At 73.0% G+C, this 20,705-nt stretch carries 15 protein-coding genes, 1 tRNA gene and 1 riboswitch; of the genes, 7 read left to right on the forward strand and 9 right to left on the reverse strand.

What is annotated here, in order from left to right:
- Window positions 1-456: 456 nt before the first annotated feature.
- Window positions 457-1,008 carry a MarR family winged helix-turn-helix transcriptional regulator gene (locus ACFXAE_RS16745; protein ID WP_384714585.1) on the reverse strand — a complete coding sequence of 184 codons (552 nt, stop codon included), beginning with the start codon at window positions 1,006-1,008 and terminating at the stop codon, window positions 457-459.
- 123 nt (window positions 1,009-1,131) lie between these two features.
- Here ACFXAE_RS16745 and ACFXAE_RS16750 point away from each other — a divergent pair, with 123 nt between their 5' ends.
- Entirely contained in the window at window positions 1,132-2,406 is a 1,275-nt protein-coding gene (locus tag ACFXAE_RS16750; protein ID WP_384714817.1) for an MDR family MFS transporter, read from the forward strand.
- A gap of 39 nt (window positions 2,407-2,445) precedes the next feature.
- Here the strand turns inward: ACFXAE_RS16750 and ACFXAE_RS16755 are convergent, their stop codons facing one another.
- Both ACFXAE_RS16755 and ACFXAE_RS16760 read right to left on the reverse strand, forming a co-directional pair.
- Window positions 2,446-4,095 (reverse strand): SpoIIE family protein phosphatase, encoded by a 1,650-nt coding sequence (locus tag ACFXAE_RS16755; protein ID WP_384714588.1) that lies wholly within the window; start codon window positions 4,093-4,095, stop codon window positions 2,446-2,448.
- 174 nt (window positions 4,096-4,269) lie between these two features.
- Window positions 4,270-5,649 (reverse strand): NAD(P)/FAD-dependent oxidoreductase, encoded by a 1,380-nt coding sequence (locus ACFXAE_RS16760; RefSeq protein WP_384714591.1) that lies wholly within the window; start codon window positions 5,647-5,649, stop codon window positions 4,270-4,272.
- Between the two features lie 378 nt (window positions 5,650-6,027).
- On the opposite strand from ACFXAE_RS16760, the gene ACFXAE_RS16765 reads away from it, so the two are divergent.
- Complete coding sequence (locus ACFXAE_RS16765; RefSeq protein WP_384714594.1) at window positions 6,028-6,774, forward strand: TetR/AcrR family transcriptional regulator; 747 nt, start codon at window positions 6,028-6,030, stop codon at window positions 6,772-6,774.
- A 632-nt stretch (window positions 6,775-7,406) separates the two neighbouring features.
- On the opposite strand, the gene ACFXAE_RS16770 is transcribed toward ACFXAE_RS16765, so the two are convergent.
- Complete coding sequence (locus ACFXAE_RS16770; protein WP_384714597.1) at window positions 7,407-9,530, reverse strand: asparagine synthase-related protein; 2,124 nt, start codon at window positions 9,528-9,530, stop codon at window positions 7,407-7,409.
- A gap of 718 nt (window positions 9,531-10,248) precedes the next feature.
- Between ACFXAE_RS16770 and ACFXAE_RS16775 the strand changes: the two genes are divergently transcribed.
- Genes ACFXAE_RS16775 through ACFXAE_RS16790 form a run of 4 tightly spaced genes read left to right on the forward strand, consistent with a single transcriptional unit; the run spans window position 10,249 to window position 15,234 of the window.
- The gene (locus tag ACFXAE_RS16775; RefSeq protein ID WP_384714600.1) at window positions 10,249-11,673 is read left to right on the forward strand and encodes an MFS transporter; all 1,425 of its coding nucleotides are present in this window, start codon (window positions 10,249-10,251) and stop codon (window positions 11,671-11,673) included.
- Between the two features lie 55 nt (window positions 11,674-11,728).
- Entirely contained in the window at window positions 11,729-12,985 is a 1,257-nt protein-coding gene (gene lhgO / locus ACFXAE_RS16780) for an L-2-hydroxyglutarate oxidase (protein ID WP_384714603.1), read from the forward strand.
- A gap of 45 nt (window positions 12,986-13,030) precedes the next feature.
- A complete protein-coding gene (gene trmB / locus ACFXAE_RS16785; protein ID WP_384714606.1) occupies window positions 13,031-13,867 on the forward strand; it encodes a tRNA (guanosine(46)-N7)-methyltransferase TrmB in 837 nt (278 codons plus the stop codon).
- A gap of 29 nt (window positions 13,868-13,896) precedes the next feature.
- A complete protein-coding gene (locus tag ACFXAE_RS16790) occupies window positions 13,897-15,234 on the forward strand; it encodes a PrsW family intramembrane metalloprotease (RefSeq protein ID WP_384714609.1) in 1,338 nt (445 codons plus the stop codon).
- Between the two features lie 92 nt (window positions 15,235-15,326).
- On the opposite strand, the gene ACFXAE_RS16795 is transcribed toward ACFXAE_RS16790, so the two are convergent.
- The 5 genes from ACFXAE_RS16795 to ACFXAE_RS16815 form a co-directional block, all read right to left on the reverse strand.
- Entirely contained in the window at window positions 15,327-16,346 is a 1,020-nt protein-coding gene (locus tag ACFXAE_RS16795; RefSeq protein WP_384714612.1) for a M23 family metallopeptidase, read from the reverse strand.
- A gap of 12 nt (window positions 16,347-16,358) precedes the next feature.
- Window positions 16,359-16,516, reverse strand: a riboswitch (cyclic di-AMP (ydaO/yuaA leader).
- Window positions 16,517-16,827: 311 nt separating this feature from the next.
- Window positions 16,828-16,901 (reverse strand) — tRNA-Met (locus tag ACFXAE_RS16800).
- Between the two features lie 63 nt (window positions 16,902-16,964).
- Window positions 16,965-18,098 carry a dihydrofolate reductase family protein gene (locus ACFXAE_RS16805; protein WP_384714615.1) on the reverse strand — a complete coding sequence of 378 codons (1,134 nt, stop codon included), beginning with the start codon at window positions 18,096-18,098 and terminating at the stop codon, window positions 16,965-16,967.
- 77 nt (window positions 18,099-18,175) lie between these two features.
- Window positions 18,176-18,835: a response regulator gene (locus ACFXAE_RS16810; protein ID WP_384714618.1), complete on the reverse strand. Its 660-nt coding sequence runs from the start codon at window positions 18,833-18,835 to the stop codon at window positions 18,176-18,178.
- Window positions 18,836-18,865: 30 nt separating this feature from the next.
- Window positions 18,866-19,861 carry a HAMP domain-containing sensor histidine kinase gene (locus ACFXAE_RS16815; RefSeq protein ID WP_384714620.1) on the reverse strand — a complete coding sequence of 332 codons (996 nt, stop codon included), beginning with the start codon at window positions 19,859-19,861 and terminating at the stop codon, window positions 18,866-18,868.
- Between the two features lie 414 nt (window positions 19,862-20,275).
- Here ACFXAE_RS16815 and ACFXAE_RS16820 point away from each other — a divergent pair, with 414 nt between their 5' ends.
- Entirely contained in the window at window positions 20,276-20,548 is a 273-nt protein-coding gene (locus ACFXAE_RS16820) for a DUF3040 domain-containing protein (RefSeq protein ID WP_384714623.1), read from the forward strand.
- The last annotated feature ends 157 nt before the right edge of the window (window positions 20,549-20,705 follow it).

Raw genomic sequence — 20,705 nt, forward strand, 5'->3', positions numbered from 1 at the left:
TTGAGTTCTCAAGGAACGGACGCTTCCTTTGTACTCACCCTCTCGGGCTTTCCTCCGGGCGCTTCCCTTCGGTCTTGCGTTTCCGACTCTATCAGATCTTCCCGACCCGATTTCCTCGGTGCTTTCCAGGTTCCCGCTTCCGCGTTTCCCTTTCCGGCGGCTCCGACTCTATCAGATCCTTTCGGGCCTGATTCCCGGTCAGAGCGGGTTGCCTTCCCGGCCGTTGGGCCGTTCCGACGTCTCAAACCTTAGCGGACTCTCTCCGCGTTTCCCAAATCGAGGGTTGGAATTGAATTCGGGCACGCCGAAATCGTTCCCACCGGGAGATCGTGCTGAGGTTTTGAGTGCCGCAGTCGCGGCGGAAGGTGCTACCGAAGAACCGTTACGGCCCCGTGGCAACCCGAAGAACCTTACGGATCGACAAGGGGGCTGTCAAGCACCCCTGGCCAAGATCTTTCAGTCCAGGTCGCTGAGGCGTCCGCCGGCGTCCGGTTGGGCGTGTTCCACCCGGCGCAGGAGACGGGTGAGGACCTCGCCCAGCATCGCCCGCTCGTCCGGGTCGAGGTCCTGGAGGAGGTCCTCCTCGAAGACGGTGGCGAGGCGCATCGCCTCGAGCCACTTCTCGCGGCCGGCGGAGGTCAGCTCCACGATCACGCGGACCCGGTTGGTCTCGTCCCGCTCGCGGTCGACCAGCCCTTCGGTGACCATGCGGTCGATCCGGTGCGTCATGGCGGCCGGGGTCAGGCCGAGGCGCTTGGCGAGGTCACCGGGACCCATGCGGTAGGGGGCGCCGGAGAGGACGAGGGCCTTGAGGACCTCCCAGTCGGCATTGGTGATGCCGAGCTCGGCGGTCTGGCGGCCGTAGGCGACGTTCATGCGGCGGTTCAGACGGGACAGTGCGTTGACGATCTTCTCGACCTGAGGGTCGAGGTCCTGGAACTCGCGCTGGTAAGCGGCGATCTGCTCTTCGAGTGTCGGCTCGCCGAGGCCGCCGGAGGTATCGCCCATGGCCGCAGTATGGCACGCCCCTCCTTTGCCTCGAAGTCCTTCACTGTGTACTCTTTAGTATCGAACTTTAGCTTCTAAGTCTTCATTACTAACTACTTGAGAGAGGTGAACGTGACCAGGGCGATGGGCGCGGCGATGCGCCGGATCCACGTGGGCAGCGCACTCAGCTCGTTCGGGCTGGGCTTCACGGTCCCGTACCTGTACGTCTACGTGGCGCAGGTGCGAGGGCTGGGGGCCATGACGGCGGGTCTCGTACTCGCCGTCTTCGCCGTGGCCGCACTGATCGTGCTGCCGTTCACCGGACGGGCGATCGTCCGGCGCGGCCCGCTGCCGGTGCTGCTCGTCGCCCTGGTCACGGCGGCGATCGGGGCACTGAGCCTGGGGCTGTCGAGTGGTGCGGCGACCGTGCTGCTGTCGGCGGCGGCGCTGGGCGCCGGGCAGGCGGTGACGCAGCCGGCGCTCGCGACGATGATCGTGGACTGCTCGACCATGGAGAACCGGTCACGTGCGTTCGCCATGCAGTTCTTCCTGCAGAACCTCGGACTCGGCGTCGGCGGTCTCATCGGCGGTCACCTCGTGGATCCCACGCAAGCGAACTCCTTCGTTCTCCTCTTCGCGATCGAGGCGGCGATGTTCCTGCTGCTGGTCGTGGTGATGGCGACGGCGCGGATGCCGCACGCACCGCGCGTCGAGGGCGTTCCGGCACAGTCGGTCAAGGGCGGCTGGAAGCAACTGCTGGGCAACCGGGCCATGGTGCAGCTGTGTGTGCTGGGCTTCGTGCTGTTCTTCGCCTGCTACGGACAGTTCGAGTCGGGGCTGAGCGCGTACGGCGTCGAGGCCGCCGGGATCTCCACCTCCGCGCTGGGAACCGCCCTGGCCGCGAACACCCTGGTGATCGTGGTCGCGCAGTTCGCGGTGCTGCGGTTCGTGGAGCGGCGCAAGCGCTCGCGCGTGATCGCGTCCGTGGGGCTGATCTGGGCCGTGGCGTGGGCCGTGGCCGGGTACGCGGGGCTGGGCGGCGGGAGCCAGACGATGGCGACCGCCGCGTTCATCTCGACGTACGCGCTGTTCGGGCTCGGCGAGGCGATGCTGTCGCCGACGCTCGCGCCGCTGGTCGCCGATCTCGCGCCGACCGGGATGGTGGGGCAGTACAACTCGGCGTTCGCCTTGGTGAAGCAGCTCGCGCTGGCCGTGGGGCCGGCGGTGGGCGGGCCGCTGGGCGCCTCGCTGCACGCGCCGTACGTCGTGGTCTTCCTGCTGTTCTCGCTGGGCATCACGGTGCTGGCGGTGCGGCTCGGACGACAGCTCACGGACGTGCAGAACCAGCCGTCGGTGGCGCGGAGCCGTGTGGTGGTGCAGGGGGGCGCGACAACGGGGCAGGCTCCGGCGCACGCCTGAGGCACGCGCCGCGGCCCCACTCCTGTACGCCCGGCTCGGCTACGAGCCGGGCGTCTTCGGCAGGAGGAACTCGCACCAGACCGCCTTGCCGCCGCCCGGGGTGCGTCTGCTGCCCCAGCCGGAGGCGATCGTCGCGACGATGGCGATGCCCCGGCCGGACTCGTCGCCGGGTTCCGCGCGGCGGCGCCTCGGCAGGTGGTCGTCGCCGTCGGTGACCTCGATGATCAGGCGGCGGTCGGTGCGGCGCAGCCGCAGCCGCATGGGCGGGGTGCCGTGCTGGAGGGAGTTGGCGACCAGTTCGCTGGCGGCCAGGACGCCCAGGTCGTGCAGCTCGACGGGGAAGCGCCAGCTGGTCAGCACGCCGGAGGCGAAGGCACGCGCGCGTGGGGCCGCCTCGACTCCGCCGAGCAGTTCCAGCGCGGCGTTGCGGAAGAGCTCGCTCTCCGCGCCCTTGCGGGCGGGGTGCTGGAGGACCAGGACGGCGACGTCGTCGTCGTGCTCCGGGGTCACGCCGGCCGAGCGGACCAGGCGGTCGCAGACGACCTGGGGACTGCCGGTGGCTCCGGCGAGGGCGCGCTCCAGGGCGGCGATGCCCTCGTCCAGGTCCTCGTTCCTCCGCTCGACCAGGCCGTCCGTGTAGAGGACGGCGGTGGAGCCGGGGCCGAGGGGGACGGAGCCGGACGTGTGCATCCAGCCACCGGTGCCGAGCGGGGGGCCGGTCGGTTCGTCGGCGCGCCGGACGGTGCCGTTCTCGTCGCGGACCAGGATGGGCAGGTGGCCGGCGGAGGCGTACACCAGGCGGCCCTCGTTGGGGTCGTGGATGGCGTACGCGCAGGTGGCGATCTGGTTGGCGTCGATCTCCATGGCGAGGCCGTCGAGCAGCTGGAGCACCTCGTGCGGGGGGAGGTCGAGCCGCGCGTAGGCCCGTACGGCCGTACGGAGCTGCCCCATGACCGCCGCCGCGCGCACCCCTCGTCCCATGACGTCGCCGATGACGAGGGCGGTGCGGCCGCCGCCCAGGGTGATCACGTCGTACCAGTCGCCGCCGACGGCGGCCTCGGTGCCGCCGGGGTGGTAGGTGGCGGCGACGCGCAGGTCGTCGGGCTCCTCCAGTTCCTGGGGGAGGAGGGAGCGCTGGAGGGTGACGGCGGTCTCGCGCTGACGGCGTTCGCTGGCGCGCAGGCGCTCGGCGGCCTCGGCGTGGTCGGTGACGTCGGTGGCGAAGACCAGCACGCCACGGCCCTCGACCTCGGTGACCGGGGTGCAGGTGAAGGTGTAGGAGCGGCCGCCGGGGGCCTTGCGGGACTTCACCGTGCGGGGCTTGCCGCTGCGCAGGACCTGGTCGAGGAGGGGCAGCAGGCCGAGTGCTTCCAGTTCGGGCAGTGCTCCGCGCGCGGGGGCGCCGATCGGGCGGACGCCGAAGGCCGCCGTATAGGCGTCGTTGACGTAGGCGATGCGGTGGTCGGGGCCGTGGACCAGGGCGACGAGGGAGGGGACGTGGTCCAGGACCTCGCGCGCCTTGAGCTCGTCGACGGCGGGCACGGGTCGTACGTCGTCGGTGAGTTGTTCGGCGCGGGCCCCGGGCACGGAGCCCTCTCCCCGCCGGTCCGGGGAGACCGTCTGCTCGTTCCGCGCTGCGGCGCGGCGCTGCGTTCCGGGGAGCCGGGCGCTCCAGCGCGTGAAGTTCACGAATCCTTGCCTCGTGTAGTGGTCGGCGGCCGGAAACCGGGACCGGCCGGGGTCCCGGGGGCCGCACCGGGGTGGGCGGGGGCCCGCCCGCGGTGGTGGAGCCAGTCTGGCAGGGTGCCGACCGGGCCGGCATCCGTCAGACGCCGGGCCGGCCGGTGGAGTTCCTGGGTCCGGTCAGGACGACCCCTTCGGGTTGCGCGGGGGGCCTTGCGATGGCTTCCCACCGGCCGCCAGTTCGAATTCCGCCCGGGGGTGTTCGAGTGAACCGAGCGAGACGATCTCCCGTTTGAAGAGCCCGGCGAGCGTCCACTCGGCGGCGACCCGGGCCTTCCGGTTGAAGGTCGGAACCCGGCTGAGGTGATAGGTCCGGTGCATGAGCCAGGCGGGGTAGCCCTTGAGCCTGCGCCCGTACACCTGGGCGACGCCCTTGTGCAGCCCGAGGGAGGCGACGGAGCCGGCGTACTTGTGGGCGTACGTCTCCAGCGGTTCCCCCCGCAGGGAGTGGACGACGTTGTCCCCGAGGACCCGCGCCTGGCGGAGCGCGTGCTGCGCGTTGGGGGCGCACTCCCGCCCCGGCTCCCGCGCGGTGACGTCGGGGACGGCGGCGGCGTCCCCCGCGGCCCATGCGTGCGCGGCCCCGTCCACGGCCAGCTCGGCGGTGCACTTCAGCCGCCCTCGCCCGTTCAGCGGCAGATCGGTGGCCGCGAGGACGGGATGCGGTTTGACCCCGGCCGTCCACACGACCGTACGCGTGGGAAAGCGCGACCCGTCGCTGAGCACGGCGACCCGGTCGGCGCAGGACTCCAGACGGGTCTCCAGACGTACGTCGATGTTGCGCCGGCGCAGCTCGGTGACGGTGTACCGGCCCATCTCCTCCCCGACCTCGGGCAGGATCCGTCCGGACGCCTCGACGAGGATCCACTTCATGTCCTCGGGCCGGATGTTGTGGTAGTACCGCGCGGCGTAACGGGCCATGTCCTCCAGCTCGCCGAGTGCTTCGACGCCCGCGTAGCCGCCGCCGACGAAGACGAAGGTCAGGGCGGCGTCCCGGATGGCGGGGTCACGCGTGGAGGAGGCGATGTCCAGCTGCTCCAGCACGTGGTTGCGCAGGCCGATGGCCTCTTCGACGGTCTTGAAGCCGATGGCGTGGTCGGCGAGGCCGGGGATCGGGAGGGTGCGCGACACGGAACCGGGCGCGAGCACCAGTTCGTCGTACACGACCTGCCGCCCTCCCGTGCCCTCCTCGCCGGTGGCGAGCGTGCTGACGGTGGCGGTGCGTCGGGCGTGGTCGATGCCGGTGGCCTCGCCGATGACGACGTGGCACCGGTCGAGGACACGACGCAGCGGTACGACGACATGACGAGGAGAAATGGCACCGGCGGCCGCTTCGGGAAGGAAGGGCTGGTACGTCATGTACGGATCCGGGGTGACGACCGTGATCTCGGTCCCGTCCCGCCCGAGTTCCCGTTTCAGTCTCCGCTGGAGGCGCAGGGCCGTGTACATCCCGACGTAGCCGCCGCCGACAACGAGAATGCGCGCACGTTCCTTCACCATCCCATGACGCACCCGTCGCTCGCGTTTGTCCACAGCCTCGACGAATTGTGTGACCGGAAGACCCGCGCACCCCGGGTTGGCCGATTCACCGCCCTTGCCGGAATCCGCACAGGTCAGCAGTGGTGAACCTGCCCTCGTGCAGGGGTACATTCAGGACGTACACGACCCGTACTCCGATCGAGGGGCGCTCCGTGCGGAACCTGCCCCTTCTGAATTGACTCCCTCTCAACTATGTTCGTCTGTCGACGGGGTGTAGGGGGATGCGCTCATCGGGCTCGCGACGGGCGGGGCCGACAAGCCGGACCCGTTCCACACGCCCCGGCCATCAATGGCGGGGAGAAGTCTCCGGGGGGAGACGTCATTACCGGGGGAATACATATGCATGTTCAGGACTCTCATTGGTCTTCCGCTCTCGCGGCCGGCGCGACGATGAGCACGCCCACGGGCGGCGGACATCCGGGCGGAGCGCGCACGACACCGCTGCGCGTGGACGCCCAGCGCAATCTGGAGCACGTGCTGCGTGCCGCGCGGGAGGTCTTCGGCGAGCTGGGCTACGGCGCGCCGATGGAGGACGTGGCGCGCCGGGCACGGGTCGGCGTGGGCACGGTGTACCGGCGCTTCCCGAGCAAGGACGTCCTGGTGCGGCGGATCGCCGAGGAGGAGACCTCCCGGCTGACCGAACAGGCGCGGACGGCGCTCGGCCAGGAGGACGAGCCGTGGTCGGCGCTGTCCCGTTTCCTGCGCACGTCGGTGGCGTCCGGCGCGGGGCGGCTGCTGCCGCCGCAGGTGCTGCGGGTGGGCGTGGCGGAGGATCACGTTCTGCCGGACCACGCGCGGGTGCCGCAGCAGCGGACGCAGGCCGCCGGTGAGCTGCGGCTGGTGCCGGAGGCGCCGGCGGCCGTGGCGGCGGACGACGCGGGGGCGGCGCAACTGCTGGAGGTCGTGGGGCAGTTGGTGGACCGGGCGCGGGCCTCGGGCGAACTCCGGCCGGATGTGTCGGTGTCGGACGTCCTGCTGGTGATCGCGACGGCGGCGCCGTCCCTGCCGGATGCGGCGCAGCAGGCTGCGGCGTCGGCGCGGCTGCTGGACATCCTGCTGGAGGGTTTGCGTTCACGCCCGGCATAGGGGGTGTTCGGCGGTGCCGGTGGGGCTGCGGCCCCGGCGCTATCGGGTGCTCCGCGTCGGTGTGAGCCGGGGGTGTTCGCGCGTCCCGGCGCCTGCGAGGGGCCTGCGCGGCGGTGTGGACCAGGGGTGGGGTCGCGCGACCCGGCGCCTTCCGGGGTGCTCTGCATCGGTATGGGCCGGGGGTGTCTGCGCGGCCCGGTGCCGTACGGGGTGCCCCGCGTGGGTGCGGGCCGGGGGTGGGTTGCGCGGCCCGGCGCTTGCGGGGCGCCGTCGCGCCCACCCGTGCCGCCCCAGCGGCACGACTGCCCGCGGATGCGGCGGGGACGCGGCAGCGGCAGCCCGCGGATGCGGCGGGGACGCGGCAGCGGCAGTCCGCGAGAACGGTGGCGGTGATGGTAGGTGGTCGCGTACGGCGGGAAGGGGACGGGGCGGGGGTGGCCGCCCGCAGTGGCTGGCGCGTCCGCGCCGTCCAGCCCTCCGAGTCACCGATTTCGCGCCAGTCCGAGGACGGACACCCCGACCCGGCCCCGACCCACCCACCGGCCGTGGGCGCTGCACCAGCCCTCACCCAAGCCGCACAGGCGCCGCAGGCACCCCACCCACCGGACCGGACGCTGCGGCGCGGATGAAGCTCAGCGGGTGCCGGCCGTACCGGCGCCCAGGGCGCCGCGCTGGGGGGCGATTCCGCCCGGCACCGCGCGCTGGCGGGCCGGGGTGCCCGTCCAGCAGGTTCCCCTGCGGGCCAGCAGACGGCGTAGCCACACCTCCAGGGCGACCAGATCCGCCAGGCCGTCCAGTGGCAGCGGCTCGCCCTCCGCCGCGCCCCGCAGCGCCTTCCGCACCACCCGCGCCTCGACCAGTCCCGCCTCCGCCAGCAGCGGCGTGTCGAACAGCGCCACCAGCGAGTCGGCCGCCACCCGCAACCCCGTCCGGGCCGCCGCCGTCGAGCCGGCGGCCCCGGGGGCTCCCCACCCCGCCGGCAACTCCCGCACCCCCGCCCCCTCCAGCACCGACCGCAGAATCGACGCCCGCGCCCCCGGCCGCACCCGCAGCGCCTCCGGCAGCGCCCGGCACGCCCGCACGACCTGGTTGTCGAGGAACGGCGCGTGCAGCCGCTGGGACCGGATCTCGGCCGCCTGCTCCAGCACCCGCAGATCCGCCGCGTGCCGGGCCAGCGCCGCCCGCGCCCGGAAATCACCGGGCCGCTGCCCCGGTCCCACCTCGGAGCGCCGCGTCGACGCCTGCAGACGAACCGATACTTCAGCCAGTGCCTCACCCGTCAGCCAGCGCGCCGCCGGACCGGGTCTCCCCCAGGTCAGCGCGGCCAGCGAGGCATCCGCCGCACCCCCGGGCCCGTCATCGTCCAGCCGTCGCTGCAGCAGCCGCTCGGCGAGGCTCTCCAGCCCCGCCCGGTACGGCGTACGCGCCAGTCGGCGCGCAGCCGCGTACACGCGCGCGGGAACCATCACGGACCCGTCCGCCCTGGCCAGTGCGGCGACCGGCCGCACCAGATGCCGCCGCTTGCGGTCCATCAGCAGATCGGCCAGCCGCGCCGGATGCGCGTCCAGCACCTGCTTCGCCCCGTACCCGGTGAAGTGGTCCGCGCTGCCCGCCGCCAGCCGCGCCCGGTGCCGCGCGGCCGACACCAGCGAGGGCCCGGGCTCGTCCGTCAGCGGCCCGTCCAGCTCGACGTACGGAAGTGTCGACTCCGCACCGGCCACCACCACATGGTGCAACCGCGGATTGGCGGCCAGCGCACCCGCCCGCTCCAGCTCGTCGTCGTCCCGCCCGCCACCGGACCCGGCCGCGAGGTCGTTGAAGGTGACGGCCAGCAGCCGCTCCCCCGCCCCCGTCCCGTGCCCCAGCACGGTCCCCGGCATCCCGGGCAGCCCCGCGGCCAGCAGCGCCAGCGCCCCGGACGCCGGCCCGCCGGACAGATCGGCCCCGATCCCCGGCACGGGCGTGCCCCGGGCCGCCCGCCGCTCGGCGGGCCCCATCCCGGGCACGGGCCCGGGATCGATGCCGGCGCCGGGAACGTGCCGGGGCGCGGCCAGCCGCGTCCGTACGGCCTCGACCAGCGCGTCCCGCACGGCGTCCACCGCGTGGTCGGGGTCGGCCGACGGCGCGGCGACGGCGAGCGAGGCGACGGGTTCGTACCCGGCGATCTCGCGCGCCCCGGCGCGCAGGATCAGCGCATGCCCCGGCGGAATGCGTTTCACGCCGTCGTACGGGGTGGAGTCGTGGAGCGCGGCCGGCACGTCGGGGGCGGCGAGCAGCGCGGCGAGGTGCCCGAAGTCGAGGTTGGCCTCGATGAGGTCGGCGAGCGGCAGCGCGGCGGTCGCGTACGCCGTACCGCCCGCCCACGGGGTGTGGAAGACCGGCCGGGCGCCGGCGAGATCACCGCACACGGTGACCCGGCGCCCCACCTGCACCACCGCCGTATAGCTTCCCGGCCAGGCGGTCAGGTGCCGCAGCGCCCCGCCCCGCGCGGCGAACAGCGCGACGCGCAGTTGCTCGTCGGAGGCCCCGCACGTGCCGAGGACGGCGATCCGGGTCTGCTCGTCGGCCTTGACCACCCGCACCTCGTCGGGGCGCCAGTCGCCGACCGCCCAGAGCGGGTCGGGGTCACCCCACAGCAGCTGGGACCCCACGGGATGCACGGTCTCGCCGTCCGCCCCGGTGGCGCCGGCGGAGCCGGCGGGACCGAAACCCACGGCTCCCGCGGCGGTGCTGCTCCATCCCACCAACCACCGCATCGCCGCCTCCACAGACCGTGGACAAACCAGTGCACCGTACGAACCGGTTCCCCATGCTGCCATGAAGGAGGCGCTCAGGAGGGGTGCCGGAGCCGTATGCGCTCCGTCGGACGCGCCCCGGCGGAGACACTCGCCCCGCTCCGAACAGGCGCCCGTCGCAGAGGAGTCACCGTACTGGCGCCACATGACCGACCACGCCGCCACGACGTGAATGCGCCCCCACAACGCGCCCCCATAACCCCCAACGCGCCGTCAACTACCAGGGTAGAAGCGGGGATACACCCGAAAGAGTGGGGTTGATTTTCGGCCAAATCGAAGCGGTGAGATCCGTCTCGAACACGCTCCGTACAGGCTCTGCGCACCGCTGGGCGGTCGTGCGGTCCGGGAGGCGGAGCACGCCTCCCGGACCGTTCCGCCGCCCGCGGGGATGAAGGCGGCGGTGTCCCCCAGCCCGCTGGATCCAGTACAGCGGGCCGACCCACGCACCGACCATGGAACCGCTCCCGCGATGGCCGGAGAAGAGCGCACGCACGGGCGCACGGCCACACACCGGGAGCGCGCCGCAACTGCGCGTATCGGACCCGCACTTCAGTACGGACCACAATCCCGCCATCCGGAAGAATGCCCCTTAACGCTTGGGATGCGGCGAACTACGCTGGGTTTACGAATGCCGCATGGTTATGCCAGTGCGGCAGCCGTCTGTGTCGAGGGGTGGCGCATGTCCAGGGAGCAACGCGGGCCGAACGAAAAACTCGGCGCCGTTCTCGCCCTCGCGGGAATCTCCAACGCAGGCCTCGCGCGACGCGTCAACGACCTTGGCGCCCAGCGAGGACTGACACTTCGCTACGACAAGACGTCGGTGGCGCGCTGGGTGTCGAAGGGCATGGTGCCGCAGGGCGCCGCCCCGCACCTGATCGCCGCCGCCATCGGCCAGAAGCTGGGCCGGCCCGTGCCGCTCCACGAGATCGGCCTGGCGGACGCGGATCCCGCACCCGAGGTGGGCCTCGCCTTCCCCCGTGACGTCGGACAGGCGGTGCGCTCCGCGACGGAGCTGTACCGGCTGGACCTGGCCGGCCGCAGAGCCGGCGCGGGCGGCATCTGGCAGTCGCTCGCCGGATCGTTCGCGGTGAGCGCGTACGCGACGCCCGCCTCGCGTTGGCTGATAACCCCGGCCGACAGTTCGGTGGCGCGTGAGGCGAGCCCCGCCGACGGCTCCGGCGCACCGGCCAAAGTCGGCCACAGCGATGTGCGGAAACTGCGGGAGGCCGCCGAGGACGCCCGGCGCTGGGACTCCAAGTACGGCGGAGGGGACTGGCGTTCGTCGATGGTCCCCGAATGCCTCCGGGTCGAGGCGGCCCCGCTGCTGCTCGGCTCCTACTCCGACGGCGTCGGCCGCTCCCTCTTCGGCGCGGCGGCCGAACTCACCCGCCTGGCCGGCTGGATGGCCTTCGACACCGGCCAGCAGGAGGCCGCCCAGCGCTACTACATCCAAGCCCTGCGCCTGGCCCGCGCGGCGGCCGACGTGCCGCTGGGCGGCTACGTACTCGCCTCGATGTCGCTGCAGGCGACCTACCGCGGCTTCGGCGACGAGGGCGTGGACCTCGCCCAGGCCGCGCTGGAGCGCAACCGGGGCCTGGCCACCGCCCGCACCCTGAGCTTCTTCCGCCTCGTCGAGGCACGCGCGCACGCACGCGCGGGGGACGCCCAGGCGGCCGGGGCCGCCCTGAAGTCGGCGGAGAGCTGGCTGGAACGCTCCCGCCCCGGTGACAGCGACCCGACCTGGCTCGGCTTCTACTCCTACGACCGTTTCGCCGCCGACGCCGCCGAGTGCTACCGCGACCTGAAGGCACCCCGCCAGGTCCGCCGCTTCACCGAGCAGGCGCTGTCCAGTCCGACGGAGGAGTTCGTGCGCTCGCACGGACTGCGCCTGATCGTCTCGGCGGTCGCCGAACTGGAGTCGGGCAACCTGGACGCGGCCTGTGAGCAGGGCGTCCGCGCGGTGGAGGTCGCGGGCCGCATCTCGTCCGCCCGCACCACGGAGTACGTCAAGGACCTCCTGCACCGTCTGGAGCCCTACGGCGACGAGCCCCGCGTGGTCGAACTGCGCGAACGCGCCCGCCCGCTGCTGATGACGACCGCCTGACCCGATCCGCGCCGAGAACCCGCCTCCCGGGTTTGAAGGCATTGTCAGTGGCGCAGTGCACTATCGGACGCGGGAGGTGGTGCGGGTGGTGACGGGGCGGTCGTACGACTGCGACGTGCTGGTGATCGGCGGCGGGATCGTCGGCCTGTCGACGGCGTACGCGCTCACGCGTGCCGCGCCGGGCACGCGGGTCACGGTGCTGGAGAAGGAGCCCGGTCCCGCCCGGCACCAGACGGGACGCAACAGCGGCGTCATCCACAGCGGCGTCTACTACCGTCCCGGCTCGCTGAAGGCCCGGTACGCGGTGTCGGGCGCCGCGGAGATGGTCGAGTTCTGCGCGGAGCACGACGTCCCGCACGCCGTGACGGGCAAGCTGATCGTCGCCACGGCCCGCGAGGAGCTGCCCCGGCTGCACGCCCTGGTCCAGCGCGGCCGGGAGAACGGCATCGCGGTCCGCGAACTGTGCGGCGCGCAGATCGCGGAGTACGAGCCGGAGGTCGACGGACTGGCGGCCATCCACGTCGGCACCACCGGCGTCTGCGACTTCACCGCGGTGGCCCGTCGGCTCGCGGAAGCGTCGCAGGCGGCAGGCGCGGAGATCCGCTACGGAGCCCGGGTGATACGCGTCGACCGCCGCCCCGACCGGGGAGTCGCCGTCCTGACGGCCGGCGGTGACGTCGTCCGCGGCCGGGTGCTGGTGAACTGCGCGGGTCTGCACTGCGACGAGATCGCCCGCCGCACCGGCGACGAGCCCGGCGCCCGCATCGTGCCGTTCCGCGGCGAGTACTACGAACTGGCCCGGCCGGAACTGGTGCGGGGCCTGGTCTACCCGGTGCCCGACCCGGCGTTCCCCTTCCTCGGCGTCCACCTCACCCGGGGCGTCGACGGCGGCGTCCACGTCGGGCCCAACGCGGTCCCGGCACTGGCCCGCGAGGGCTACGACCGGCGCACGGTGCGTCCGCGCGAGCTGGCGGCGACCCTTGCCTGGCCGGGCTCCTGGCGGCTGGCCCGCCGCCACTGGCGGTACGGCACCGGCGAACTGCACCGCTCGCTGTCCAGGGAGGCCTTCACCCGGGCCGTACGCCGGCTGCTGCCCGCGGTGCGGGAGGACGACCTGGTGCCGGCGGCGGCCGGGGTGCGGGCCCAGGCGGTGCTGCGGGACGGCACCCTGGCCGACGACTTCCTGATCCAGGAGACCACCCGCGCGGTCCACGTGCTGAACGCCCCCTCACCGGCGGCGACGGCATCCCTGCCGATCGGCCGCGAGGTCGCGCGGCGGGCACTGGCGGCGCTGGAGACAGCGGGGCGCTGAGGGCACGGCGGCCGTTTCCCGCGCCCCCGTAAAATCGACAGCATTGTGTCTGACTCCGTGAACGTCTCCGAAGCCCCGCACCCGGCGCACACACCCGGTGTGCCGATCCCCCACACCCGGACCAAGGGGGAGCCCCGGTTCCCGGACGGGCCGAAGGCCGATCCCGCCGGATCGCACTTCGAGCGGCGGATCCGGAGCTTCCAGCCGCGGCGCAGCCGGGTGACCGCCGGACAGGCGGACGCCCTGCAGCGGCTGTGGCCCGCCTGGGGCTTCGACATCGACGGCAGCCGGCGCCTCGACCTCGCGGAGTTCTTCGGCAACGACCACCCCGTCGTCCTGGAGATCGGCTTCGGCATGGGCGAGGCGACCGCGCGGATGGCCGCCGCCGACCCGGCCACCAACATCCTCGCCGTGGACGTCCACACACCCGGCCAGGGCAATCTGCTCAACCTCGCCGACCGGCTCGGACTGACCAACGTACGGGTGGGCAACGGTGACGCGATCATCCTGCTGCGCGAGATGCTCGCCCCCGGCTCGCTCGGCGGGCTGCGCGTCTACTTCCCCGACCCCTGGCCGAAGAAGCGGCACCACAAGCGGCGGCTGATCCAGCCGGAGTTCCTCACCCTCGCCGCGACCCGCCTCGCGCCGGGGGCGGTGCTGCACTGCGCCACCGACTGGGAGCCGTACGCGGAGCAGATGCTGGACGTGCTCACCGCACACCCCGGCTTCGAGAACACCCGGGCGGACGGCGGTTTCGCGCCGCGTCCCGCCTTCCGGCCGCTCACCCGTTTCGAGGGGCAGGGACTGGAGAAGGGTCATGTCGTGAACGACGTGCTCTTCCGCCGCGTATCGCGGGACGAGCAGGCAGCAGACCGAGCCTGATACAGCCCCGCCTCGTTAGGGTCGATCCCGTGGCCACCAGCCCTCCGTACCCGACGCCTCCCGGCGCCGCCCCCGGTGGAGCGCCGCGGCCTGCGCACTGGTGGCAGCGGCCCTGGGTGCGGTACGGGGCGCTGATCACGCTGCTCACGCTCTCCGGGCTGGTCATCCTCGCGCTGGTCAGGGAGCAGACCGGGACGCGGGGGTTCCTGGTCGGGCTCGGTCTCGCCGTCCTGCCCGTGCCGCTGCTCGTCGCCGCCTTCCGGTGGCTGGACCGGGTCGAGCCGGGACCCTGGCGGAACCTGCTGTTCTCCTTCGCCTGGGGTGCCTGTGCGGCGGCGCTGATGGCGATCGTCGCGAACAGCTTCGCCACCCGGTGGATAGCGACGGCGACCGCCGACCCGGCCGGCGCCGACACCCTGGGCTCGACCGTCATAGCGCCGGTGGTGGAGGAGTCCGCGAAGGCCGCGGCCGTCCTGCTGGTGTTCCTGTTCCGCAGACGCGACTTCACCGGGATCATCGACGGCGTGGTGATAGCCGGGGTCACCGCCACCGGCTTCGCGTTCACCGAGAACATCCTCTACCTCGGCACCGCCTTCGGCACCGACCGGCTCACCGGCGACAGCGGCATCGCCTCGGTCACCGCGGCGACCTTCTTCGTCCGCATCGTCATGTCGCCTTTCGCGCATCCCCTGTTCACCGTGCTCACCGGGATCGGCTTCGGCGTCGCCGCGCTGTCCACGGACCGGCAGCGGGCCCGGCGCGTACTGCTGCCGCTGTGCGGACTGCTCCTCGCGATGGGCATGCACGCGCTGTGGAACGGCTCCTCGGCACTCGGCCGGTACGGCTTCCTCGCGGTGTACGCGGCGTTCATGGTGCCGGTGTTCGGGCTGCTGACCTGGCTGGTGGTGTGGACGCGGCAGCGGGAGCTGCGGACCGTGCGGGCGGAGCTGCCCGCGTACGTGGCCGCCGGATGGCTCGACGCGACGGAGCCGTTCGCACTGGGCTCGATGCGGGCGCGGCGCGTCGCCCGGCAGTACGCGCGCCGCCGCGGCGGGAAGGCGGCGGCGCGGTCGGTCGCCGCGTACGAGGCGTACGCGACGTCGCTGGCGTTCCTGCGGCACCGGGGGCGGCTCGGGCGGGCGGGGCCGGACTTCGTCACGCGGGAGCGGGAGCTGCTGCTGGAGCTGTGGCACCGGCGGGGAGCGGCCCGGCCGGCCCTGGAGCACGCGGCCCGTGTCACCGCGCCCCGGGTCCCGGTCGCCGCGGCGCCGTGGGCGGTGTACGGCGGGTACGGGAATCCGTCGTACGGGCACCCGTCGTACGGGCACCCGTACACCGCGTACGACTCGGACGCCCGCCGGTCCTGACGGGTCCGCACCGCCCCGGAGAACACCTGACCGGCAGCCCTGACGTCGGGGGGTCGTCGTCGGGACTGCCGGGGTTCAGGAAGCGGCGGGGCTCAGGGGGTGAGGCCCTTGTCGCGCAGCCACGCCATCGGGTCGATGCCCGAGGCGGAGCCGCCGGGGTGGACCTCCAGGTGGAGGTGGGCCCCGGTGGAGTTGCCGGTGGAGCCGACGCGGCCGATCACATCGCCGGTGTTGACCTTCTGGCCGACGCTGACGCTGATGGAGGACTGGTGGGCGTACCAGATCTCGGTGCCGTCGTCGAGCGTGAGCACGGTCTTGTAGCCGTAGGAGCCGTCATAGCCGGCGGAGGTGATCGTGCCGGTGTGGACGGCCTTGATCAGCGTGCCCGTGGGGGCGGCGAAGTCGAGGCCGGTGTGCTGGCCGGAGGACCAGTAGGCGCCGGCCTGACCGAAGGTCGAGGTGATGGTGTACGAGGAGGTCGGCAGCGCGTACTGCTTGGCCAGCTCGGCGAGGCGCTCGGCCTCGGCCTTCTGCCTGGCCTCCTCCTCCGCCTTCTCCTTGGCGGCCTCGGCCTTGGCCTTGGCCTCCTTCTCCGCCTTGGCGGCGGCCTCGGCGGCCTGCTTCTCGGCGGCGGCGACGGCCTCGGCCTGGGCCTTGCTCTCGGCCTGGTCCTGCTGCTGCTCGACCTGCGCCATGATCCGGGCGCGCAGTGCCTCACCGGCGTCGGCGGCGCCCTGCTCGGTGTCGACGGTGGTCATGCCGAGGGTGCTGAGGGGGGTGGACGATCCCTCGGGGGTTTCCTCGTCGGAGATGAGGGAACCCACATTGGGGAGGTCGGGCACGGAGATCGAGACCGGCGGCTTGCCGGTCTGGGCGCTGGCCATGCCGCCGGCACCGACGGCCGCGATGACGCCGACGCCCAGGACGGTGGAGCTGCGGGCGAGTCCCCCGCCGCGCTGCTTGGAGACGCGATGCCGGCCGCGCACGGGGCGAAGGGACTCCGCGGTGGGGTTCCACTCCTCGAAAGGGCCCTCGTCGGTGTGGCCGGCGCCGTAGGCGAAGGTGTCGCTCGGCTTGAACGGGGCCTCGGGGGCAGGCGGGTTGGACGCCACGTGGGCGCGCTCCTTTCCTTCCGTCTTCGCCTACCGGGTTAGCTGACGGGTTCGGAGCGGGAAGGTCTCCTACGCGCGTATACGCGCCGTGTTGCCACGGCGGTATCCGCGTGATTCACCCCATGGTGGTGGTTCCCCGGTTCCCTTGCGGGATTCGGCGCGTGCGCACGGAGCCGACTTCTGTGACGGCTGGGACGACCGCGCTGCGTTATCGAACGTTAATAGACGCGAGGGCCTGATTCCAAGCTGTTCCTCTTGATCATTAACGATTTCCACGGGGACTTAAGCGCCACGAGCGGCCAAAAACGGGCGAGTTGACCGCGCCCCGAACCCCGGACGGTTTCTGACCGTGCGTCAATTGTCATGCGCTGCGGGGTGGATCGCTCACGTTGAGTGAGAACGGGGAGCGGGGGAACGGGGAGCGGGGGAACGGGAAACACCGAGGGCCGGAATCCTTTGGATTCCGGCCCTCGGCCTTCAGTAGCGGGGACAGGATTTGAACCTGCGACCTCTGGGTTATGAGCCCAGCGAGCTACCGAGCTGCTCCACCCCGCGTCGTTGAAACCAGTGTACGCCATCCGCGGGACATGGCGCACACCCATTACGGGCGGCCCGGTTTCAGCCGCCGAGCAGGTGGCCGTTGGGGGCCTTGGCGCGGTCCTCGTGCTCCGGCAGGACGACGACGACGGCGCCTCCGGCCGCCAGTACCGCGCTGCCGTCGGCTCCCGGCACGAACGTGTCCGGCTCGCGCCAGGCCGTGACCACCCGCCGTACCCCCGCGTCCAGGATCAGCCGGGCGCAGGGCGCCGGCCGGGACGCGCGGCGGGCGCAGGGTTCCAGGCTGGAGTACACGGTGGCGCCGGCGAGCCGGGGGTCCGTGGGATCGGCCTTGGCGAGCGCGGCCTCCTCCGCGTGCACCACCGGGTCGGCGCCCTCCCGGGAGTGGCCGCGCGCCAGCTCCGTACCGTCGGCGGCCACCACGACCGCGCCCACGCTGAACGCCGTCTTGGAGGGCGGGCACTCGGCGGCCAGCTCGCAGGCGAGGGCCAGCCAGTGGTGGTCGGCGGCGGAGGGCAGCGGGCCGGTGCCAGGGGCGGTGGGCTCGTAGCGCATCAGGACGACGTCGCCGATCGGGCGGGTTTCCACCAGCCGCAGCCGGCCGCCCTGGTAGGAGCCGGGGCCGAAGAGGCGGGGGGCCTCCGGGGCGCCGACGAACAGCGGGGCGAGGACCAGCTGGAGCTCGTCGGCCAGTCCTTCGGTGAGGAGCTGGGTGTGGATCGTGCCGCCGCCCTCGACCATGAGCCGCCGGACCCCGCGCTCGGCGTGCAGGTGCTCAAGGAGCCGCCGCCAGTCGAGTTCGGTGCCGAGCGGGACGACGTCGGCGGCGAGACCGAGGGCGTGGGCGCGCCCGGCGCCCTCGTCGGTCGTGTAGAGGACCTTCTCGCCGCCGGTGTGCCAGAACCGGGCCGCCGGGTCCAGGTCGCCGGAGCCGCTGACGGTGACCTTGAGCGGGTACTCGGCCCGGCCCCCGGCGAGGCGGGCGGCGCGCCGCTCGGGCGAGTTGACCAGCAGCCGGGGGTTGTCGGCGCGGATCGTGCCGGCGCCGACCAGGATGGCGTCCACGGATGCCCGTACCTCGTCGACCCGGTCGAAGTCGGCCGGGCTCGACAGCAGCAGCCGCTCGGGGCCGGTGTCGTCCAGGTGGCCGTCGAGGGAGACGGCGGCGGACAGCAGGACGTACGGGTGGGGCATCGGTTCCTACTCCCAGGGGGCGGGCGGGCCTGCGGGGGTCCAGTCTGACAACGGGCGCGACCGGCCCGGGTACCGGTTCAGGGCTCGATCAGCCCCACGCGGATGGCGTACCGGGTGAGTTCCAGGCGGTCCTTCAGGCCGAGCTTGGCCAGCAGGTTGGCGCGGTGCCGCTCCACGGTCCTGGGGCTGATGACGAGGAGACCGGCGATCTGCTGCGAGGTGTGGCCCTCGGCGACCAGCTTCAGGATCTCCTCCTCCCGGTCGGTGATCGCCTTGGACGGCAGGGTGCGGCCCTCCCGCACGAGGTCGAGGTAGTGGTGGATGAGGGCGTTGACGGCGCCTGGGTAGAGGAACGGCTCGCCGCGCATGGTGGCGTGGCAGGCCTCGACGAGGTCGCGGTCGGCGACGGACTTCAGGACGTAGCCGGAGGCCCCGGCGGCGAGGGCCTCGAAGAAGAACTGCTCGTTGTCGTACATGGTCAGGATGAGGACGCGCGTCTCCGGCAGGTCCCGGGAGATCTCACGGGCCGCCTGAAGACCGGTCCGGCGGGGCATCGCGATGTCGAGAATGGCCAGGTCGGGGCGGTGCTCACGGGCCTGTTCGAGGGCTTCGGCACCGTCGGCGGCCTCGGCGGCGACGGTCAGATCCGGTTCGCCGTCGAGGATGAGGCGAACCCCCCGGCGGACCAGCGCGTGGTCGTCGGCGAGCAGGATGCGGGTGGGGGCCGGGTCGGTCATGTGTCAGCGTTTCCGGTCGGGGGACGTCGGTCACGGGGGCGGGGCGTGCGCGGATTCCCGTACGGGGACGAGGGCGTGTGCGGGGAAACGGGCCGGGACGGGAACGGCCAGGCGTACCTCGGTGCCGCCGCCGGCGGCGTGGTCCACGGTCAGCCGGGCGCCGACCAGCAGGGCGCGCTCCCGCATCCCGCGGATGCCGGCGCCCTCCTGGGCAACGCCGATGCCGCGGCCGTCGTCGCGGACGCGGAGTTCGACACCGCCGGGCACGCGGTGCAGGGCGAGCTCGGCGCGGCGGGCCCCGGCGTGGCGGACGGTGTTGGTGAGGCCCTCCTGGGCGACCCGGTAGATGACCAGTTCCGTCTCCCGGTCCAGTTCGGGCAGGTCCGCGTCGAGGCGGTGCCGGACGCTCAGCCCGGGTCCGCCGAACTCGGTGGCGAGGGCCCTGAGCGCGCTGGCCGGCCCGAGCTCGTCCAGCACCCCGGGGCGCAGCCGGCGGGCGATGCGCCGGATCTCCTCGAGACTCGCCCGGGTGGTCTCCTGCACCTGGCGCAGTTCCTCGCCCAGGCCGGGCGGGGCGTGGTCGGCGGCGCGCTTGAGCTGGAGCAGTACGGCGGTCAGGGACTGGCCGACCTCGTCGTGCAGTTCGCGGGCGACGCGACGGCGCTCGGTCTCCTGCGCGGACAGGGCGCGGGCGCTGCTCGTGGCGCGCTCGTCCTCCAGCCGGTCCAGCATGGTGTTGAACGTGGTGATCAGCTCGGCGATCTCGCCGCGCCCGCCGACCGCGGGGCGGTGTCCGGGGCGGAGCAGGTCCGTCGTCGTCATCGCGCGGGCCAGGCGCCGCAGCGGGGCGAGACCCACGCGGAGCAGCAGCGCGTTGGCGACGAGCATGGCGGCCAGCCCCACCGTGAGGACCGCGGCCTCGGTGAGCAGCACCGGCGTGGACACCGTGACGGGCCCCAGCAGCAGGGCCGTGGCCACGGTGAGCACGACGGCGTTCAGCAGGAAGATCCGCCAGAACAGAGGCACCCGTACCGCCTCCTCGCCGTCGGCCGCTCGCCACGGGCTCCCGGTGCGGGGGAGCCGACGGCCCGCGGTCCGGGGGCGCGGCGCGGGCCGTCACCCCCAGCCTGTGCGCCGGTCGAGCCTCGCGCCATCGGTGACAGCCCCCATTTTCCCCCGGAACCACGGCCGGCCGGGCGGCTCGTGTACGCACCGGCACCCAGGGGGGATGGGGCCCGCGACGGATGGCGGCGGGCGGTGGCGGTGGGCGACGCTGGAGTCTGCCGTACCGGGTGGGTGACGACATCGGCACACGGGCAAACTCCCTTGTACCGGGCCGAGTTCATGGCAGGCCGACGGTTCACCCTGTGACGCCCGGCGTCACGGAGCGATGGCCGCCGGCGGTGCCACCGGGTGACCGCCCCCTGGGAAGGAGGAGCCGTGCCCCAGTCCGACGACGAGCGCCTGGTCGACCTCGCGGCCCGTCTCGAACACGAGGACCCCCGTTTCGTCCGCTCACTCTCCGAAGGCCGTCCGGCGCGCCCCCGCGAGTACCGGCGCACGAGCGCCTGGTGCGCGCTGGCCATCGGGGTGACCATGCTGACCGCGGGTGTGCTCGTCCCCGACGGACTGCTCATCGCGGCGGGCCTGGTCCTCGCCGGGATCGCCGTGCAGCTCCTCGACCCGAACCGGGACGAGCGCCCCGTGAAATGACGCGGCGGCCGAGCCGGCCGAAGCCGATTCGAGCGCCGCGCCGCAGGTCAGCGGTGATGTGCCGCTCCTGCGAGCGAAACGCCGGTGGAATCTCCTTCTCGTCCTCGTCCCCGCGCGCCACAGCACGGCCGTGCGCGGGTGCGAGGGTCCGCCGATA

The sequence above is a fragment of the Streptomyces sp. NPDC059454 genome, assembly GCF_042749965.1.
Taxonomy (GTDB): domain Bacteria; phylum Actinomycetota; class Actinomycetes; order Streptomycetales; family Streptomycetaceae; genus Streptomyces.